Origin of the sequence: Sorangium sp. So ce406 (genome assembly GCF_051474675.1) — a bacterium.
In the GTDB taxonomy this organism is placed as follows: domain Bacteria; phylum Myxococcota_A; class Polyangia; order Polyangiales; family Polyangiaceae; genus Sorangium; species Sorangium cellulosum_G.
Map to the genome: position 1 here is coordinate 9639283 of NZ_CP150340.1, position 18698 is coordinate 9657980.

13 protein-coding genes are annotated in these 18698 nt (G+C 71.4%); 11 read left to right on the top strand and 2 right to left on the bottom strand.

The annotated features are described in order from the left end of the window. Positions 1-137: 137 nt before the first annotated feature. From WME96_RS36150 to rplI, 6 genes are all read left to right on the top strand, one after another. On the top strand, positions 138-1082 hold the full coding sequence (locus WME96_RS36150) for a ribose-phosphate pyrophosphokinase (protein ID WP_433929208.1): 945 nt from the start codon (positions 138-140) through the stop codon (positions 1080-1082). Between the two features lie 197 nt (positions 1083-1279). After that, the gene (locus tag WME96_RS36155; protein ID WP_437286138.1) at positions 1280-1969 is read left to right on the top strand and encodes a 50S ribosomal protein L25/general stress protein Ctc; all 690 of its coding nucleotides are present in this window, start codon (positions 1280-1282) and stop codon (positions 1967-1969) included. A gap of 130 nt (positions 1970-2099) precedes the next feature. Continuing rightward, positions 2100-2771: an aminoacyl-tRNA hydrolase gene (gene pth / locus WME96_RS36160; protein ID WP_437286139.1), complete on the top strand. Its 672-nt coding sequence runs from the start codon at positions 2100-2102 to the stop codon at positions 2769-2771. Positions 2772-2880: 109 nt separating this feature from the next. Beyond that, complete coding sequence (rpsF, locus tag WME96_RS36165; protein WP_433929211.1) at positions 2881-3417, top strand: 30S ribosomal protein S6; 537 nt, start codon at positions 2881-2883, stop codon at positions 3415-3417. Positions 3418-3420: 3 nt separating this feature from the next. Beyond that, on the top strand, positions 3421-3741 hold the full coding sequence (rpsR, locus tag WME96_RS36170; protein ID WP_061611043.1) for a 30S ribosomal protein S18: 321 nt from the start codon (positions 3421-3423) through the stop codon (positions 3739-3741). A gap of 10 nt (positions 3742-3751) precedes the next feature. After that, on the top strand, positions 3752-4204 hold the full coding sequence (rplI, locus tag WME96_RS36175; RefSeq protein ID WP_061618025.1) for a 50S ribosomal protein L9: 453 nt from the start codon (positions 3752-3754) through the stop codon (positions 4202-4204). Between the two features lie 143 nt (positions 4205-4347). Here the strand turns inward: rplI and WME96_RS36180 are convergent, their stop codons facing one another. After that, positions 4348-5280 carry a carbohydrate kinase family protein gene (locus tag WME96_RS36180; protein WP_437286140.1) on the bottom strand — a complete coding sequence of 311 codons (933 nt, stop codon included), beginning with the start codon at positions 5278-5280 and terminating at the stop codon, positions 4348-4350. A gap of 386 nt (positions 5281-5666) precedes the next feature. On the opposite strand from WME96_RS36180, the gene dnaB reads away from it, so the two are divergent. Then, complete coding sequence (gene dnaB, locus WME96_RS36185) at positions 5667-7169, top strand: replicative DNA helicase (protein ID WP_061613829.1); 1503 nt, start codon at positions 5667-5669, stop codon at positions 7167-7169. A 73-nt stretch (positions 7170-7242) separates the two neighbouring features. Then, entirely contained in the window at positions 7243-10026 is a 2784-nt protein-coding gene (locus WME96_RS36190; protein ID WP_437286141.1) for a hypothetical protein, read from the top strand. A gap of 54 nt (positions 10027-10080) precedes the next feature. Here the strand turns inward: WME96_RS36190 and WME96_RS36195 are convergent, their stop codons facing one another. Further along, a complete protein-coding gene (locus WME96_RS36195; RefSeq protein ID WP_437286142.1) occupies positions 10081-10923 on the bottom strand; it encodes a hypothetical protein in 843 nt (280 codons plus the stop codon). A gap of 2908 nt (positions 10924-13831) precedes the next feature. On the opposite strand from WME96_RS36195, the gene WME96_RS36200 reads away from it, so the two are divergent. The 3 genes from WME96_RS36200 to WME96_RS36210 all read left to right on the top strand — a co-directional run bounded on the left by WME96_RS36200 (position 13832) and on the right by WME96_RS36210 (position 18633). Further along, a complete protein-coding gene (locus tag WME96_RS36200; RefSeq protein ID WP_437286143.1) occupies positions 13832-14821 on the top strand; it encodes an L-threonylcarbamoyladenylate synthase in 990 nt (329 codons plus the stop codon). A gap of 152 nt (positions 14822-14973) precedes the next feature. Continuing rightward, on the top strand, positions 14974-16152 hold the full coding sequence (locus WME96_RS36205; RefSeq protein ID WP_437286144.1) for a YcbK family protein: 1179 nt from the start codon (positions 14974-14976) through the stop codon (positions 16150-16152). Between the two features lie 423 nt (positions 16153-16575). Continuing rightward, positions 16576-18633, top strand: coding sequence for a PrkA family serine protein kinase (locus tag WME96_RS36210; protein WP_437286145.1), 2058 nt, complete (start codon positions 16576-16578; stop codon positions 18631-18633). Positions 18634-18698: the final 65 nt, after the last annotated feature.

The following is an 18698-nucleotide window of genomic DNA, read 5'->3' on the forward strand; positions in this document are numbered from 1 at the left end:
GCCGTGGGAAGCGAGCCGGAAAAGAAGCCGCGGGCACGATACACCCGTACAGCCGAGCGTCCGATGTACAGAGTCGCTTGACGGCCCCATGTCAGGCTGATAGAGCCGCGCCTCCCTAAATGGGCTGGAGGCGCGCCGTGTTCAAGAGAGTCAGTATCTTCTCCGGCAACGCCAATCTCGCGCTGACCCAGGAAATCTGTCAGGTCCTCGAGCAACCGATGGGGAAGTCGCGCGTGTCGCGCTTCTCCGACGGCGAGACGTTCTGCGTCATCCAGGAGAACGTCAGGGGCGTCGACACCTATGTCGTCCAGCCCACCTGCTCGCCGGTGAACGACAGCGTGATGGAGCTCCTGATCATGGTCGACGCGCTCCGCCGCGCCTCGGCCGGCTCCATCACGGCGGTCATCCCGTACTACGGCTACGCCCGACAGGACCGGAAGGTCGCGCCGCGGACGCCGATCACCTCGAAGCTCGTCGCCGACCTCATCGTCGCCGCCGGGGTGAACCGGATCGTCGCGCTCGACCTGCACGCCGGGCAGATCCAGGGCTTCTTCAACATCCCGTTCGATCACCTGTTCGCGATGCCGGCGCTGCTCGACCACCACCTCCGCGAGAACTACGGCAAGGACGTCGTCATCGTCTCGCCGGACGCCGGCGGCGTGGAGCGGGCCCGCGCCTACTCGAAGCGCCTCCAGGGCACGCTCGCGATCATCGACAAGCGCCGCGAGCGCGCGAACGAGAGCGAGGTGATGAACATCATCGGCGAGGTGGCCGGCAAGAACTGCCTCATCCTCGACGACCTCATCGACACCGCCGGCACCCTGGTCAACGCCGCCAACGCCCTGATGAAGCAGGGCGCGAAGAGCGTCGCCGCCTGCGCGACGCACCCGGTCCTGTCCGGCCCGGCGGTCGAGCGCATCAAGGAGTCGCCCCTCACCGAGGTGGTGGTGACGAACTCGATCCCCCTCTCCGAGGAGGCGAGGGCCTCCGGCAAGTTCAAGGTCGTCTCGGTGGCGCGGCTGCTCGCCGAGGCGATCCGCCGCATCCACCACTCGGACTCGGTGAGCTCGCTCTTCGTCTGACCGGCTGAGCGCGCCCGGCGGCCGACCGGGGTGACAGAAGCGCAGGCGACGCAGGTCGCCCCCGCGCCCCTGCCACAAAACGCGTCCCCGGCGACGAAGGCTCGACTTTCTCTTCTTCGTTCTGCTATAGCGCCGCACCCTACGCCGGAGCGGACCGCGCATCGCGGACCCCCCGGGTCACTTCTGGAGCCGTCGACATGGAGATCATCAAGCTCAACGCCACGAGGCGCGAGGAGAGCGGCAAGAGCGCGTCGAGCCGCCTGCGCCGCGCCGGACAGATTCCCGCCATCGCCTACGGGCGCGAGCTCGCGCCGATTTCGGTCGCCGTCTCGCCGAAGGCGCTCCTTCAGGTGCTCGGCTCCGACCACGGCAAGAACTCCGTGGTCGAGCTGGCCGTCGAGAACGGCGAGACGCTCACCGTCATGGTGCGCGATTACGACTACCACCCGGTCTCGCGGGAGCTCGTCCACGCCGACTTCATCCAGGTGAAGCTCGACCAGCCCGTCGACGTCCACATCCCGTTCCGCTGCGTCGGCAAGCCGAAGGGCGTGGTCACCGGCGGCGTGCTCCAGCAGATCTTCCGCACCATCCCGGTGCGCTGCCTGCCCGAGAAGATCCCGTCGTTCGTCGAGATCGACGTGACCGAGCTCGACATGGGCGAGTCGTACAAGGCCAGCGGGCTGAGCCTGCCCGAGGGCGTGAAGACCCTGCTCGCCGACGACCAGACCATCGCCGTGGTCAACGCGCCCGAGAAGGCCGGCGCCGAGGAAGAGGCGAAGCCGGCCGCCGGCGCGCCCGCCGCGGCGGGCGCTGCTCCGGCCGCTGGCGCGGCCGCTCCCGCGAAGGGCGGCGCCGCTCCGGCCGGCGACAAGAAGGACAAGAAGTAGCCCTGAAGCGGGCCGCGCGGCGAGACGCGCGCGGCCTGCCTCGCGGCGAGGCGCGCGCGGCCCGCGCTGCCTGCCTGCCCGCGCGCGACGCCCCGCCCTCGTTCCTTCCAGAGCTCAGAACCCGCCCGTCATGCTGCTCGTGGTCGGCCTGGGAAACCCGGGCAAGGAATACGCCGCTCACCGGCACAACGTCGGCTTCATGGCCGTCGACGCGCTGGCCGAGGAGGTCCGGGCCGATCCGTTTCGCGAGAAGTTCTCGGGCGTGCACGCGAAGGCGGAGATCGCCGGGCAGCCGGCGATCCTGCTCAAGCCCATGACCTACATGAACGAGTCCGGGCGGAGCGTTCAGCCGGCCATGGCCTTCTTCAAGATCGCGCCGTCCGGGCTGATCGTGCTCCACGACGAGCTCGATCTGCCCTTCGGCACGGTTCGCCTGAAGGTCGGCGGCGGCCACGCGGGGCACAACGGGCTGCGCTCGATCATCGCGCACTGCGGGACGGGGAACTTCGGGCGCGTCCGCCTGGGGATCGGCCGGCCGCCCGCCGGCTTCCGGGGCGAGGTCGCGGACTACGTCCTGTCGGGGTTCGACGCCGTCGAGCGCGCGGGGCTGCCCGACTGCTTGAAGCAAGCTGTCCAAAGTGTGCTAGAAGTCGCCGCCCGCGGCTTCGACGCCGCGATGAATGTTCGAAACGCCCGGCAGAAGCCGGGCAAGAGGCAGAAGGGCGAAGGGGACGGGTCGACAGACCCAGCCCCGACCGCGAAGGGAGAGAGGGGACCCCTCCCTCCGACGCAGAAGCCCTGATCCTCTACGGAGCCAGCGTGTCGAGCGCGCCGGTGCGTCGCTCGACACGCTGCTCCTTTCCTCGCTCCGGGGCGTCGCCCCGGGGCCATTGTCCGAGAGGGAAGACGGAATGAGCCGACAGGTAACGGCGCCCGGGCGCGCCAGAGAGTACGAGACGATTTACATCCTGCGACCCGACATCGACGCCGACGGCGCCGAGCGGATCGGGTCGCGCCTCGCCGAGGTCGTCAGCCGCGAGGCCGGCCGGCTGACCAAGGTCGAGACGTGGGGGCGCCGCCGCCTCGCGTACGACATCGCGAAGCACCGCCGCGGCGTGTACGTGTACCTGAAGTACCTCGGCGGCGGGAAGGTCGTCTCCGAGGTCGAGCGCAACCTGCGCCTGTCCGACGGCGTGCTGAAGTACCAGACGGTGCTCGTGCGCAACGACGTCGAGGCCCAGGGCGTCACGATCGCCGACGAGGACGTGAAGTTTGAGCGCCTCGAGCTCGCGCCGCTGGAGGACGACCGCGACGACTCGCGCGAGCGTCAGCTCGGCCTGATCGAGCCGGAGCGCCGCGTCGACCGGAGCTCCGAGGCGGCCCCGCCGGATCTCGAGGACGGCGAAGAGGGCGAGGCGGAAGGCGCGACCGACGAGGAGGAGAGCTGAGCAATGAACGGCCGCAACAACGACATGGGCCGCAACGGCGGCGGTGATTACGACGATCGGGACTTCGGGCGCACGCCCGACCTGAACGCGGACGCCCCCGGGCGCCGCCGCACGGGCCGGAAGCGCGTCTGCCGCTACTGCGCGGACAAGGCGCTGGTCATCGACTACAAGGACCCGCAGGCGCTCAAGTACTTCATCTCGGAGCGCGGCAAGGTCGTCCCGCGCCGCATCAGCGGCAACTGCGCGCGCCACCAGCGCAAGGTGACCCTCTCCATCAAGCGCGCGCGCAACATCGCGCTCTTGCCGTTCACCGTGACGGCGTAGGAGGTCGATCATGGCAACCCACATCCATGTGGTCCTCACCGAGGATCTCCACAACGTCGGCAAGAGCGGCGAGCTCGTGAAGGTTCGCCCGGGCTTCGCGCGCAACTACCTCATCCCGCGCGGCCTCGCGGTGGGCGCCACCGCCGAGAACGTGTCCCGGATCGAGCACGAGAAGCGGGTCGCCGAGTCGCGCGCCGCCAAGACGCGCTCCGAGGCGGAGCAGCTCGCGGGCAAGCTCAACCAGGTCAAGCTCACGATCAGCCGCCCGGTCGGCGAGGGCGACAAGCTGTACGGCTCGGTCACCGCGCGCGACATCGAGGAGGCGCTCGCCGCGCAGGGGTTCAGCGTGGACCGGCGCCGCATCGAGACCGACACGATCAAGTCGCTCGGCGCCCACGCCGTCACGATCCGCCTCGCCCCGTCGATCACGGCGTCGGTCGAGGTCACGGTCGCCGCCAAGTAGCGCCCGCCCGGAAGCGCGGCTCGCCCGCGCTTCCACCCCGTCCGCCAAGCGCGGCTCGCCCGCGCTTCCACCCCGTCCGCCAAGCGCGGCTCGCCCGCGCTTCCACCCCGTCCACCAGGCGCGGGCTCGCCCGCGCTTCCACCTCAGCCGCGCTTCCGTCTCACCCACGCCCGCGCGACGTCGTGCCCCCGCGCCACCGCGCGCAGCATCAGCGTCGCGTCCGCCCACGCCGCTCGCTCTTGCCACACCAGGCTCGCCAGCATGCCGGCGCAGAACGCGTCGCCCGCGCCCGTCGGATCGAGCGGCCGCACCGGGCGCGGCGCGACCGAGCGCTCGCCGCCCGGGCCGAGCACGAGCGTCGCTCGCGCGCCGTCGGTGACGACGAGCGTCGCCTCCGGGCGCAGCCGATCGCGGAGCGCGCGCGCCGTCGTCCCCAGCACGTCGAGATCGCCGACGCTGCACTTCACGAGGTCGGCCTCGCCGAGGAGCCGGAACCAGCCGCGCACGCCGGCGCCTGGCTCGCCCGCGGCGCGCTCGGCGCGCGGCCACATCCGCGGGCGCGCGTTCGCGTCGACCGAGACGGCGCACCCCTCGCGCCGCGCGCTCGCCGCCGCCCGCGCGACCGCGCCGACCGCCCCGCGCACCGGCGCGATCCCGGTGAAATGCACGACCCGGGTCTGCCATCGCGCCGGCGTCGCCGCGGCGAGCGCGCGCGCCTCGATGTCGCCTTGCCTGTACCCGAGGAAACGCGCCTCGCCTCGCTCGATCGCGGCGAACATGAGGCCGGTGCGCGCCGCGCCCAGGGCAAGCCGGCTCACGTCGACGCCGGCCGCGGCGACCTCATCCCTCAGCCCGCGCCCCAGCGCGTCGTCGCCCACCGCGGCGCACAGCCCCGACGGCACGCCGAGCCGGGCGAGCGCCGTCGCGGTGTTCACGGCGCCGCCGCCAGGCACGCGGCGCAGCAATTTTGCCCGCTCCAGCGGAATGCCCTCCGGCGCAATCAGGTCCCACAGCGCTTCACCAACGCAGACAACCTCGGCGGGTTCAATCCTTGTTTGACGCGTTTTGTGATCCACAATGGCGGCTCCCGTGATGGTTCATGGCCGGGCGCAAGGCGCCATCGCAGCTCAGTCAGGCGCGAAGGGAAATGGCGATGAGACCGGGGTTGCGCGATTTCCATACCTCGCCGCCCGCGGCGCCTCGCCTGGACGCGCTGCTCCTCCGCCGCGATCGGAGGGGGGTCGCCTGAACGTGGATCCTGCATTGAGATGGCCACCGCACGAACGCTCACTGCGATGCAAACAGAAACCCTTCTCAGGGCTGCCCATGTTCTGATAGACGGAAATCGACCCTGCACCCGACGCCCCGAAGGACCGTTGCGCCTTCGGGGCGTCGCCCATTTCGGCTCCTGTGGAAAAGCTCGGGGCGGGATGGGGGGAATCGGTGGGGAGGAGATGCACGGATGATGAGAATGATGGAGCGCCGCGGCCAGCGGCCTCAGAGGGTCGAGCCCCCCATCGTCGCCGGGCGCGTGCCGCCGCACGACCTCGACGCCGAGGCGGCGGTGCTCTCCGCCATCCTGCTGCACCGCGACGCGCTCGATCGGGTGCTCGAGATCCTGAAGGCGGACCATTTTTACAGCGAGGCGAACAGCCGCATCTACGAGGGCGCGCAGGAGCTCGCGGCCGCCGGCACGCCGATCGACATCGTGTCGGTCGCGTCCTGGCTCCGCGACCGCGAGCGCCTTGCCCAGGTCGGCGGCGCGGCGTACCTGGCCCAGCTCGCGGACGCGACGCCGGCGGTCGCCCACGTCGCCGCACACGCGCGGGTCGTGTACGAGAAGTGGCGCGTACGCCAGCTCATCGCGACGTGCCAGCGGGTCGCGGCCGAGGGGTACGGCGACGTCGGCGTCGTGCAGGAGTTCATCGACGGCGCGGAGCAGGCGGTCTACCAGCTCGCGCGCACGCCGCAGGGGACGTCGACGCAGCCGATCGCCCAGGTGCTCAAGGCCGCGTTCGAGCAGATCACCGCGGCCGCCGAGCGCGGCGACCGGATCACCGGCATCTCGACCGGGTACGAGAAGCTCGACGCGAAGACGGCCGGCCTGCACGACGGCGACCTGACGATCGTCGCGGCCCGCCCCGGCATGGGCAAGACGTCGTTCGTCCTCAACCTCGCCGTGAACGTCGCGTCGCCGCGCACGGTGAGCTCGCCCGGCCCCGACGACGTGGGGCACGGCGTCGAGCGGCACGACCCCGGCTTCGGCGCGGCGGTCTTCTCGCTCGAGATGCCGCGCGAGCAGCTCGCGACACGTATGGTCTGCAGCGAGGGCCGCGTCGACGTCGGCAAGCTCCGCCAGGGCTTCCTGCAGCCCGACGACTGGCGCCGCCTGACCGAGGCGGCGTCCTTCCTGTCGACCCTGCCGATCTGGATCGACGACACGCCGGCGATCTCGCTCCTCGAGCTGCGCGCCAAGGTGCGGCGCATCCAGGCCGAGTACGACCGGGCGCCGAGCGACGGCCACCCGGGGCGGCGCGTGGGGCTCGTCGTCATCGACTACCTGCAGCTCATGAAGGGGCGGGACGGCGTGAACAGCCGCGAGCAGGAGATCAGCGAGATCTCCCGCGGGCTGAAGCAGCTCGCGAAGGAGCTCAAGGTGGCGGTCATCGCGCTGTCGCAGCTCAACCGCGCGGTCGAGACCCGGACCACCAAGGACAAGCGCCCTCAGCTCTCCGACCTCCGCGAGTCGGGCGCCATCGAGCAGGACGCCGACAACATCATCTTCATCTACCGCGACGAGTACTACAACGCGGAGACCACCAACCAGAAGGGCATCGCGGAGCTCATCGTCGCCAAGCAGCGCAACGGGCCGACGGGCAAGGTGCTCACGCGGTTCACCTCGTCGTGCACCCGGTTCGACAACCTCGCGCCCGGCGACTACCCGGAGCTGGTGGACGACGAGTAGGGGGCGCTGCCTGCTCCTCCCCGCGCGCTCCGGACCCAAGCAGCGGCGGCGGTCGCGCATCGGAACAGCACCGATGATCCGCTCGCCCGAGAGGCCGCTCCGTCCCGCCGCCGTCCGGGGGCGCCGCCCCGGGGGCCTCGCCGCGCTGGCGCTCGCCTGCGCGACGTGCGCGCCGCCCGCGCAGAACGGCAGCGTGGTCGTGTCGTCCGGCGCGGCCGAGCGCCTCGGCATGCTGTGCCGGTGGGGGCACGGCGACGCGGAGCAGGGCGAGCTCTGCCCGAGGGCCGACGGCGCGGCGCGGCCGGCGCGCGTCCGGCGGATCGCGGGGCCCGCGGACGCGCTCTCGGGGCCGCTCGCGGCGGGGCGGCCCGGCGACCACGTGCTCGAGAACGACGAGATCGTCGTGGTCGTCGAGCAGCTCGGCCCCGGGGCGGGGCTCGCGGAGAGCGGCGGCCACGTCATCGACGCGGCGGACGCGCGGGCGCGGCGCGACGAGCTCGGGCAGATCGTCGCGCGGCTCGGCGCCCCCGCGCGGCAGGCGGTCTACAGCGAGCTCGCGACGGGCGCCGGCGAGGACGGCGCCGCCTGGATCGAGGTGCGCGGGCGCGGCGGCGCGGGCGGCGCGCTGTCGGTCACGACCCGCTACACGCTCGGGCCGCGCGACCGGGCGCTCGTGATCGCGACGTCGATCCAGAACGACGGCGGCGCGCCGATCGAGGGGCTCGACCTCGGCGACGTCGTCCACTGGGGCGCGGCGGCGCCGATCGCGCCGGCCAGCGCGCCGGGCACCGCGCCGGGGTCGCGCGGCGAGCGCGAGGCGCCCTACGTGGCCGGCGTGGGGACGGGCGTCGCGTACGCGCTCGCCGCGGCGGACGGCGCGCCGCTGCGCGCGCGCAGCGGCGCCGGCTTCAGCGACGCGACGTTCGCCCGGCCCGCCGCGCTGCCGCCCGGGGGGCGCGCCACGTACCAGCGGGTCCTCGCGGTCGCGCCGCGCGGCGATCCGCTCGCCGTCGCGACGGAGCTCTTCTTCCTCGGCGGCGGCGCGCCCGGCGGCGTCGCGATCGAGCTCGTGGACGCCCGCGGCGCGCCGCTCCCGCCGCTCGCCGGCAGGGTGACGCTGACGCCGATCGCCGAGGGCGGCGCCGCGCCGGCGGCCGGGGCGATCGATCTCTGGCTGCGGGCCGGCGAGCGCGCGCCGCTCGCCGCCGAGGCGCCGCCCGGCCTCTACCTCGTCGGCTTCGAAGGGAGCGGCCGCCGCGCGCTGGCGAGCGCGCGGATCCGGATCCGCGCCGGCGAGATCGCCCCCGCGCGGCTCGCGCTCTCCGGCGCCGGGCAGCTCGACATCGTGCTGCACGAGCGCGGCGTCTCGGCGCCCGCCGAGGGCGAGGATCTCTTCGTGCCGCTCACGCCGGCCAAGGTCAGCCTCCTCGACGCCGCGACAGGCAAGGCCGTGTCGCCGCCCCACCTCACGCTCACGGGCGAGCTCCAGCTCTCCCTGCCTCCGGGGCGGCTCCGGGTCGTCGCCTCGCGCGGCCCCGAGTACGCGCTCGCCGAGGCGACCGTCGACATCGCCGACAACACGAGGGCGCGGCTCGACCTCACGCTGGAGCGGGTGGTCGACACGGCGGGCTACATCGGCTGCGATCTCCGGCAGCACACGGCGCAGAGCGCCGACGCGGGCGTCGACACGACCGCGCGGCTCGTGTCGAACGCGGTCGAGGGCGTGGAGTGCGCGGTGACGAGCGAGCACAACCTCGCCCTCGCCGCCGATCTCCGGCGGGACACCGCCGTCCTGCGGCTCGACGCGAAGCTGCGCGTGCTCCCGGGCGTCGAGCTCACGAGCGGCCGGCGCGGCGCCGGGATCGGGAGCCTCGGCGTGTTCCCGCTCGGCAGCGAGGCGGCAGCGCCTCGCGAGGGCGCGCTGCGGTGGGTCGACGAGGCCGCGGGCGAGATCCTCCGCGAGGTGCGCGCGCTGCCGGGGGAGCGCGTCGTCCAGGTGAGCCGCGCGAGCGCCGGCGGCTCGCCCCTGCACGCGCAGGCCGCGCCCGACCAGGCCGCGAGCCTGCTCGCGCAGATCGTCGGGGACGGCGCCGGCGCCGACGCCCTCGAGGTCTGGACCGGGCGCGGGGTCGCCGCGCGCGACAGCGCCCTCGAGGAGCTCTGGGTGCTGCTCCGCGCGTCCCGTCCGGTCACGCCGACGGCGACGAGCGACACGCACGGGCTCCTCGGCGCGGAGCCGGGCTACCCGCGCACGTACGTCGGCGTCGCCGACGACGATCCGGGCCGCCTCGACGTGGCCGACCTCGTCGCGGGCCTGCGGCGCCGGCGCGACGTGGTGATCACGAACGGCCCGTTCGTCACGATGCGCCTCGGCGACACGCGCCAGGGCGGCGTCGCCTCGGCGCGTCGTCCCGGCGCCCGCCGCGAGACGCTGTCGCTCTCGATCCGGGTCGAGCGCGCCCCGTGGGTCGACGCGCGGGAGCTCCACGTGCTCGTCGGCGGCGTCGCGAACGGCGCGCCGATCCCCCTGGAGGGCGCGCGCACCACGCCGGCGGGCGCGCTCGTGGACGAGATCGCGATCCCCGTCGTCCTCGGGGGCGGCGGTGGGCGACCGCCGCCGCGGCTGGGTGCCCGCGACGGCGGAGCTCTCGGCGCAAGCCGGTCCGGTCAGAGCGCGCACGGCGCGATCGCCGTCGCCGAGGACACCTTCGTGGTCGCGATCGTCCGGGGCCGGCGGCCGCTCGAACCGGTGCTCGCCGGCGCGCCGGACGAGATCCTGCCGTTCGCGATGACGGCGCCGCTCTGGATCGACGCCGATGGCGACGGCCGTTCCCTCGGCCGCGCCGCGGCGCCCTGAGCGCCGCGGGCTCCTTGGCGCCCGGCCGGACAGCGAGAGCGACCGGGGATCGGCTCAGCTCACGAGCTCGCCGTCCCCCGCGACCACCTCTTCCTCCGCTTCACCGACCGCCGGCTGCCCCGGCTCCTCCACGCCAGGCCCCTCGCCCGCGGGCGCCCCGCCATACCGCTTTCCTGCCCGCTCCGAGGCCTTCAGCACGGGCCCACGGATCGTCTCGACCGCCTCGGCCGGCGCGTCGGAGAGCTCCAGGTTGGAGAGCACCGCGGACACGACCCGGAACCACTGGCTGCGCGCCGCCGCGACCGTCGCCTTGGTCACCGGCGCCGTCTTCTCCTTGGCGGCGAGCTCGTCCCGCCGGTGCTCGATCGCCTCGAGCTCCTTGCCTGTCTTGATCCACCGCTGCGTCGTGTGGAGCAGCGTCGTCTTCCCGGGCGCCGGGATCCCCTTCAGAAACTCGCCTATCGACGGCTCCTCGTCGAGGAGCCTGGCGACGCGCGCGGTGTTGCCCGCCTCCGCCGTCGGAGATGCCTTGATGATGTTGAGCCCGCTCGGGAACAGCTTCGGCTGCGCCTGGTCGCAGGTCGCGGCGCGCTCCCTGTCCGGAGGATCCGCACCGAGGCAATGCGCGCGGTGCGCGTCGATGCCCCAGCAAACGGCCCTGGCGAGGTGATCGTGACGGTCGTCGACGCGCGCGAGCTCGTCGTTCAAGGCGCTCATGGCGGCCGACAGCCCTGCCTTGCTCGGGCGGACCGCGAGCACGGCCTCATGGGCCGCGACGACCTTCGGGTGCAGGCCGGCGATCTCGGGGATCGAGAGGAACAGCCGCTTTCTTTGCGCGTTCTCGATCCACGGGGACACGAGGGCAACCATCTCTTCGATCATCAGGTGCTTCAACATCGCGATAGACCTCCTTGAGCGGGGTACAGCGTGTCCGGCCAGGAGACGGCGACGCGGCAGAGCCCGTCAATCGGCCCGCCGGTTTGCGACGGATCGAGACCAACCCGGCTCGTCGAAAAGATGCTGTCCCGGAGGTCGCGATCAGCGCCGACGCTCGTCACGAGCCCACGGCGAGGTCGCGACCGATCGCGGGGGATCTTTTCAGGCCGCGACGAGGTCCCGATCAAAAGAAATGGATCTTTTCATACAAATCGAGAGGTCGCAACCTCTCTGCCGGCTCCTGGAGAGCCTCCGCGTTTGGTCGAGACCCCGCGGGGGGCGTCGCAGCGACGGGCCGGGGAGGTGGAGACCGCTCGGCGGCGTCGCCCCGCCGATCGAACGAGCAGCGCACGGGCTGCCGAGGTCTCCGCCGCGGAAGGCGCGATGTTTGCCACGGCCCGCGCCTCGAGGATCGGGATCGCTACGCTTGCACGTTGGGGCGCGCTCCGAGCCGCTGCAGGCGCGCCCCCGAAGGGCCCTCCACGACGACCCACGGGGCCGCCGGGTCGTACGCCGTGACCCCCCACATCGGCAGCGGCGGCCCTTGAGCGATTTCAGCGAGACCGTGTCGCTTTATTTCATCGCCGACAGCCGTCAACCGATAGCGAGCCTCCAGCATAGGCGGTCTGTCCGTCCTGTGGGGCACACTCTCCAGCGCGGCCTCAGCCCCCCGGTGCTCGGCCCACTGGCGCAGCCGTATGGCAAAAAAGCAGTCGCTGATGCGTATCATCCAATGCTGAAGCAGCTCTGCGCCAGCCGATGAACGGTGAGTTAATACGTCCACGGGCGTCAACCAGTCATTACCGAGACACGAGAACAGTAGCTCGTCAATCCGTGACATGGTGAGCGTACTACCGTCCCCCCGAGGAAAGAATGCCGCTTGGTGGGTGCCCAGCTCCACGAGATCGTTCCGTGCTCGCGCTGCGCGCGCACCCTCGGTAGACAGGACCGGAGACCGACCGGAAACCTTTCGCCAGGAGCGCGCCATGTGCTGGACGCGCGTCCGAGATAGAGCGCGCGCATCGTCCAGGCCGCGGCGCGCGTCAGCCGGCTTCACATGGACGAATCCACGGCTAAACCCATCCTCCGGCGCATCTCCCAGGATGACAATGTCGAGATCCGGGTGCTCGGGCCGATAGCGGAGCCTCCACGCGCAGAGCGCCCACAGCATCAGCTTATCACTCCACAACCCGGACGTCCACACGACGATCTTTTGCCGCGATTTCAGCGCGTCGATGACATCATGAAACCGCGACCAGAATTGCGTCCTTTCCCTCCCTCGAACGCGCAAATAATCACACCGCTGCTCACAATGGACTTCCGGATCGGACGCACACGGCCCCTCCAGCACGTTATCGCGAATAGAACGCACAGGAAGGCGAAGCCCGCGCCGGACCGCTCTCCGAATGTCCTCATTTGTAGTGATGTGAACAGTCATTAAAACCTCAGAACAAACACTTTTTGCATTCCAGCGATGGAGGATCCCCGGACTCACACCGTTTAAAGCAGCTCCGACACTTCGTGCCTTCGCTTCCAGACCCTGGTCTTGCACGAGACCACGGGCCGCGGTTCATGCAATCCTGATACTTCTCGTTACAGCTTTGATTACTCGTCTGCTCGCAATTTTCTCGACAGCTACGATAATCAGCGTAGGCGCTCTCACCGCACGCCCTCCGCTGCGCTTCGTTCTCGAACTTACCACATGCGACGGAAGCAGACTCGTAGTCCGCCTCGCACTTCTCGTTGCATGGGCTCTGGGCCGCGATGTTGCAGACGGGAGGAGCGGGATCCACGTCCTGCGGCTCCAGCGGCGGCACAGGCCCGAAGCCTCCGGTCCCTGTCGGGCCGAAGCCGTAGCCGCCGACCCCTGCCGCGGTGACGATGATGCCGCCGGCACCGCTCTCGCCCTCACTCCGGAGGTAACAGTCTCCGACATCGAAGTTGCACCCCGCGAGACCCAAACTTAGAAGAGCGCACAGCTTGTTCATTTGGACTCCCCACCGAATCTCCAAACAGGCCCAGCAGCGACCATCACAACCCAGCTACCAGGAAGAAATCGGCTACTCCCGCCGGCCCAGTCCACGTTAGCGCTCACGGACGCGCCCAGACGACCAGCAAAGAACCAATCAGATTGCCCGCGAACACCTGGAGCAAGACCCACCACGCTGTCGCAGAACACGACACCACACACGGGCATCGCGTAGATCGCCAGGGACGGCCCAAGACTGACGTTACCTGTCTTCGTGACGTATCCAAGCGTAACGGCCGTTCGATCGTAGACCCCTACACGTGCCCCTGGGACGATGCTGAGCATGTTGTGGACTTCGATCCGGAAGTCCTTCTCTCTGCGCCAGAGCCACCCGACAGAAGGACTCACCGCAAGCCTGGGCTCGGTCCCGACCTGGATCCCGCCCACGCTCACTCCACCGCTGAGCTCAAGGGCCTGCGCGGGCCACGGGACAACGAGGAGCGCACAAGCGCAGAGCAGGCAGGCCTTGCCGTGCGCGCGCGTGACCATGACGGAACCCCCCAGGGTCGCGACGCGGCCCTGTAACCACGAACACTATTTCTCGGTTCGTCCGTGGACGTCAACGCAAAAGTCGGCGAGTCAGCCGCAGTTCCAATTCCGACCGCGCCGGTGGTGCGCTGGTGCGCACGCGGCTTCCGCCACGCTGGGGTTCGTCAGCCAGCGAGTCCGCGCACGGGCCTCGCCCCAGCAACCCGGTGCGCCGCGACAGGTCCGCTTGACCACGGCGACAGCACCCTCCTCGCCGGCATGCTCCGCGACCTCGGCCGCGCGCTCGCCCCGCCGACCCCACGTCGGTTTTCGTTTGCCTCCCGCGCGCCCGGGCAACATGGACGGCGGCGCATGCGAACCGAGCGGCTCGCCGCGGACGCGGCATCCATCGCACGGGCTGCCGAGATCCTCCGCCGCGGAGGGCTCGTCGCCTTCCCCACCGAGACGGTGTACGGGCTCGGCGCGCGCGCGGACGACGGGCGCGCGGCGCGCGCCATCTTCGAGGCCAAGGGAAGGCCGCCCGGCAACCCGCTGATCGTCCACGTGCCCGACGTCGCCTCCGCCCGCGCGCTCGCGGCGAGCTGGCCCGACGACGCGGAGCGGCTCGCGCGGGCGATGTGGCCGGGGCCCCTCACGCTGATCGTCGCGCGCCGCCCCGACCGCGTCGCCGACGAGGTGGCCGCCGGCGGGCCCACCGTGGCGATCCGCGTGCCCGTGCACCCGGTCGCGCGCGCGCTGCTGGAGGCGGTCGGGCTGCCGATCGCCGCCCCGAGCGCCAACCGCTCCACCGCGATCTCGCCGACCGCCGCCGAGCACGTCGAGAAGAGCCTCGGCGGGCGCATCGACGCGATCGTCGACGGCGGCGAGGCCGCGGTGGGCATCGAGTCGACCATCGTCGACGTCACGCGCTCGCCCGCGCGGCTGCTTCGCCCGGGGCACGTGGCCGCCGAGGCGATCGCCGCCCTCGTGCCGCTCCAGACCACCGCCGGCCTGATCACCGCCCCGGGCGAGCGCGCGCCGTCCCCGGGGACGCACGCGCGCCACTACGCCCCGCGCGCGCGCGTCGCGCTGGTCCCCACGGCAGCCGTCCGCGACGAGGTCGCGCGCGCCGCGCTGGCAGGGGCGCGCGCCGGCGCCGTCGAGCGCGGCAGCCGCACCGCGCCCGGGCCGCACGCCGAGCTCCTCCCCGCGGACCCCGCCGGCTACGCGGCGGCGCTCTACGCCGCGCTGCACCGCCTCGAGGACGCCGGCTGCGACGTGATCGTCATCGCCGCCGTCCCCGAGGATCCGGCCTGGGACGCCGTGCGCGACCGGCTGACGCGCGCGTCCGCGCCCGCCTGAGCGAGCGCCGCGAGGGGCGCCGCAAAAGGGGGCCCGGCCAGGCCGAGGTATGTTTTCATCCCCCGACCGGGCGGTTTGTGGCAAACCAGGGTCGCCCGCCCGCCGGGTGAGCCTCCTTCCCCCTCGTCCGGTTCGTCCGCCCCGTCGATCCCATGCCGGCACCGTCCCGCGCCGCCGTCCAGAGCCTCGCCGCCGCCCTCGGCCTCGCCGCCACGCTCGTCGCTGCCCCGCCGCGCGCCGAGGCGAGCCTTCTCGACGAGCCGCCGAGGCGCGCGACCTTCAACCTGGACGAGACGGTCGCGCCCGAGCTGCCGCTCCTCCGCGCCTTCCGCAACGCCGCCGTCGAGCGCCCCGGTCCGCTCCGGCTCTACATGACCAGCGCCTACGGCAAATGGCAGCAGCAGCCGTGGTGGCAGCTCGCCTGGGGCGGCGCGCGGCCGGACGCCGGGGACACGCTGGGCGAGCGCGGGCTCGCCGCCGCCGTCGCCGGGACCTCGGTCTTCGCGAACGCGTACGCCCCCTTCTCGCCGTTCTCGCCGTTCGAGCCGCCCGCCCCGCTCCACCTCGATCCGGCCACCCCGGCGTGGCTCCGCCAGCTCGATCCGATCGTCAGCCCGCCGCTGCTCGCGACCACGGGGCCGAGCCTCTCGTCGAACGGCTTCGACCTGATCTGGGACCCGCCGAAGAAGCAGCCGCCGGACTGGCGCTGCCGCCGCGGGCCGGTCCAGTTCGCCCGGTACGGCGGCCAGCACGACGCCTTCGAGCTGGTGCGCTGCGACGGCTCCGTCGCGCCCGGCGCGCTCGATCGCCTGTCGATCATGGCCCGCCCGCCCGAGGCGCCGGACCCGGGCGAGGCGCTCCCCGACGAGCCGGACGCCGACACCTGGCAGCGGGCGCTCGAGTGGGTGCCCCAGGTCCGCATCGTCCACCCGCGCCTGCTCTGGCTCCTCCAGCAGGTCGCAGACGCCTTCCCGCGCCGCGGGATCCACATCTTCAGCGGGTACCGGCCGCGCCCGGTCGGCGACGGGCCGGCGGCGCGCGGCAAGGGCTCGGGCGGCCATCACAGCCAGCACGCCGAGGGGCGCGCCATGGACATCCTCGTCACCGGGGTGCCGAACGCGGCGCTCTTTCAGTTCTGTCGCACGCTCGCCGACGTCGGCTGCGGGTTCTACCCGAACAGCAAGTTCGTTCACGTCGACGTGCGCCGACCCGGCGCCGGGAAGGTCTTCTGGATCGACATCTCCAGGCCCGGCGAGCCGTCGGAATACGTCGACTCCTGGCCCGGCGTCGTCGAGAGCGGAGCGCCCTCCGGCGCGCCCGACCAGCGCTGACGTCGCCTGCCCGCAGGCGCCCTCGCACCTCCTCCGAGCTCGCCGCGGGCACGCTGCGTCGGCGCCCCCTTCGGGACAGCGCGCGTCGCCGCGCCCCCTTCGGCGACAGCCCGCGCCGCACCGCGCCCCCTTCGGCGACAGCGCGCACCGCCGCGCCCCCTTCGGCGACAGCGCGCACCGCGGTGCGCCGCGCGCGGCCCCTCCGGCGGCAGGGCGCGCGCGGCACGGCGGGGCGCGCTGCCGTTCCGGATGGAGGGCGCTCCAGGGCGCCGCGAGCTTGCAGTTCTGGGATCGGTGTTAAGCTTTGGCTTCCCCCTGGGCGCGCGGCGCAAGACGAGGGCGGAGCTCGGCGAGCCGAGCGCTGCTCGCGCACCTCCGGCGGCCATGGCCGCCCCGCGGTAGCCCCGGAGAAAAAGGTGCGAAATGGGCGAGATGCGGACAGGGATGGTTGAAAAGATCGCGGCGATGCAGGACTTCGCGCTCTACCGCGATCTCGCGTGGGAGGGCACGTTCGAAGAGTACCTCCAGGTCGTTCGCCAGAACCCGCAGGTGACGCGCAACGCGTTCCAGCGGGCGTATGACATGATCATCCGCTACGGCATCGAGGAGTACACGGACAACAAGAAGAAGCTCATCCGGTACAACTTCTTCAAGGACGAGATGCACGGCGGCGCCGACGCCGTGTACGGCCTCGACATCCCGCTGATGCGCCTGGTCCATGTGCTCCGGGCGGCCTCGGAGGGGTTCGGCCCGGAGAAGCGCGTCATCCTGCTGCACGGCCCGGTCGGCTCTTCAAAGTCGACGATCGCCCGGCTCCTCAAGAAGGGCATCGAGCACTACTCGACCACGCCCGACGGCGCGCTCTACACGTTCGACTGGGTGAACCTCGACGACGTCGGCATGGCCGGGACGGAGAGCTCCCGCTTCAAGTGCCCGATGCACGAGGAGCCGCTGCGCCTCATCCCGCCGTCCTGGCGCGACCGCGCGTTCCGCGAGCTCGGCCTGTCGAGCCCGCAGTTCCAGGTCCGCACCGAGGGCGACCTCGACCCGGCGTGCCGCTTCATCTTCAACCGCCTCATGGACAAGTACGGCGGCGACTGGTCGAAGGTGATGCAGCACGTGCGCGTGCGCCGCCTCGTGCTCAGCGAGAAGGACCGCGTCGGCATCGGCACCTTCCAGCCGAAGGACGAGAAGAACCAGGACTCGACCGAGCTCACCGGCGACATCAACTACCGCAAGATCGCCGAGTACGGCTCGGACTCGGACCCGCGCGCCTTCAACTTCGACGGCGAGTTCAACATCGCGAACCGCGGCATCGTCGAGTTCATCGAGGTCCTGAAGCTCGACGTCGCCTTCCTCTACGACCTGCTCGGCGCGTCGCAGGAGCACAAGATCAAGCCGAAGAAGTTCGCCCAGACGGACGTCGACGAGGTGATCATCGGCCACACGAACGAGGCCGAGTACAAGAAGCTCCTGAACAACGAGTTCATGGAGGCGCTCCGCGACCGCACGATCAAGATCGACATCCCGTACATCACGAAGGTGTCGGAGGAGATCCGGATCTACGAGAAGGACTTCAACAAGGAGAAGATCCGCGGCAAGCACATCGCCCCGCACACGCTCGAGGTCGCCGCGATGTGGGCCGCGCTCACCCGGCTCGAGGACCCGAAGAAGCACAACCTCTCGCTCGTCCAGAAGATGAAGCTCTACGACGGCAAGGTCCTGCCCGGCTACACGCAGGACACCGTGAAGGAGCTCCGCAAGGAGGCGTCGCGCGAGGGCATGGAGGGCATCAGCCCCCGCTACGTGCAGGACAAGATCTCGAACGCGCTCGTCAACGACCTCGGCGAGGGGACGATCAACCCCTTCATGGTCATGAGCGAGCTCGAGAAGGGCCTCCGCCACCACTCGCTCATCACGAACGACGAGCAGCGCAAGCGCTACACCGAGTGCATCGGCATGGTGAAGCGCGAGTACGAGGAGATCGTCAAGAACGAGGTGCAGCGGGCGATCAGCGCCGACGAGGACGCGATCCAGAAGCTCGCCGCGAACTACATCGACTCCATCAAGGCCTACACCCTGAAGGAGAAGGTGAAGGACCGCTTCACCCGCGAGGACGTCGAGCCGGACGAGCGGCTCATGCGCTCGATCGAGGAGAAGATCGACATCCCCGAGAACCGCAAGGACGACTTCCGCCGCGAGATCATGAACTACATCGGCGCGCTCGCGGTCGACGGCAAGAAGTTCGAGTGGCACACGAATGACCGGCTCCGCCGCGCCCTCGAGCTGAAGCTGTTCGAGGACCAGAAGGACGCGATCAAGCTCCAGACCCTCGTGTCGAGCGTCATCGACAAGGAGACGCAGGAGAAGATCGACATCATCAAGACCCGGATGATCAAGTACTTCGGGTACAACGAGGTCTCGGCGCGCGACGTGCTCGACTACGTCGCCAGCATCTACGCGCGCGGCGACACGAAGTAGTCAGGCCAGGGCGCGGCGCCTCGCGCGCCGCGCCCGTTCGTCAGAGCGCGCGGCGCCTCGCGCGC

Excerpts from the sequence above, each read along its gene's own strand:
- WME96_RS36190 (WP_437286141.1), top strand. The coding sequence starts at position 7,243 with ATGATCCGCTCGCCCGAGAGGCCGCTCCGTCCCGCCGCCGTCCGGGGG.
- pth (WP_437286139.1), top strand. The coding sequence starts at position 2,100 with ATGCTGCTCGTGGTCGGCCTGGGAAACCCGGGCAAGGAATACGCCGCT.
- WME96_RS36155 (WP_437286138.1), top strand. The coding sequence starts at position 1,280 with ATGGAGATCATCAAGCTCAACGCCACGAGGCGCGAGGAGAGCGGCAAG.
- rpsF (WP_433929211.1), top strand. The coding sequence starts at position 2,881 with ATGAGCCGACAGGTAACGGCGCCCGGGCGCGCCAGAGAGTACGAGACG.
- WME96_RS36195 (WP_437286142.1), bottom strand. The coding sequence starts at position 10,923 with ATGTTGAAGCACCTGATGATCGAAGAGATGGTTGCCCTCGTGTCCCCG.
- rpsR (WP_061611043.1), top strand. The coding sequence starts at position 3,421 with ATGAACGGCCGCAACAACGACATGGGCCGCAACGGCGGCGGTGATTAC.
- WME96_RS36200 (WP_437286143.1), top strand. The coding sequence starts at position 13,832 with ATGCGAACCGAGCGGCTCGCCGCGGACGCGGCATCCATCGCACGGGCT.
- WME96_RS36205 (WP_437286144.1), top strand. The coding sequence starts at position 14,974 with ATGCCGGCACCGTCCCGCGCCGCCGTCCAGAGCCTCGCCGCCGCCCTC.
- dnaB (WP_061613829.1), top strand. The coding sequence starts at position 5,667 with ATGATGAGAATGATGGAGCGCCGCGGCCAGCGGCCTCAGAGGGTCGAG.
- rplI (WP_061618025.1), top strand. The coding sequence starts at position 3,752 with ATGGCAACCCACATCCATGTGGTCCTCACCGAGGATCTCCACAACGTC.
- WME96_RS36210 (WP_437286145.1), top strand. The coding sequence starts at position 16,576 with ATGGGCGAGATGCGGACAGGGATGGTTGAAAAGATCGCGGCGATGCAG.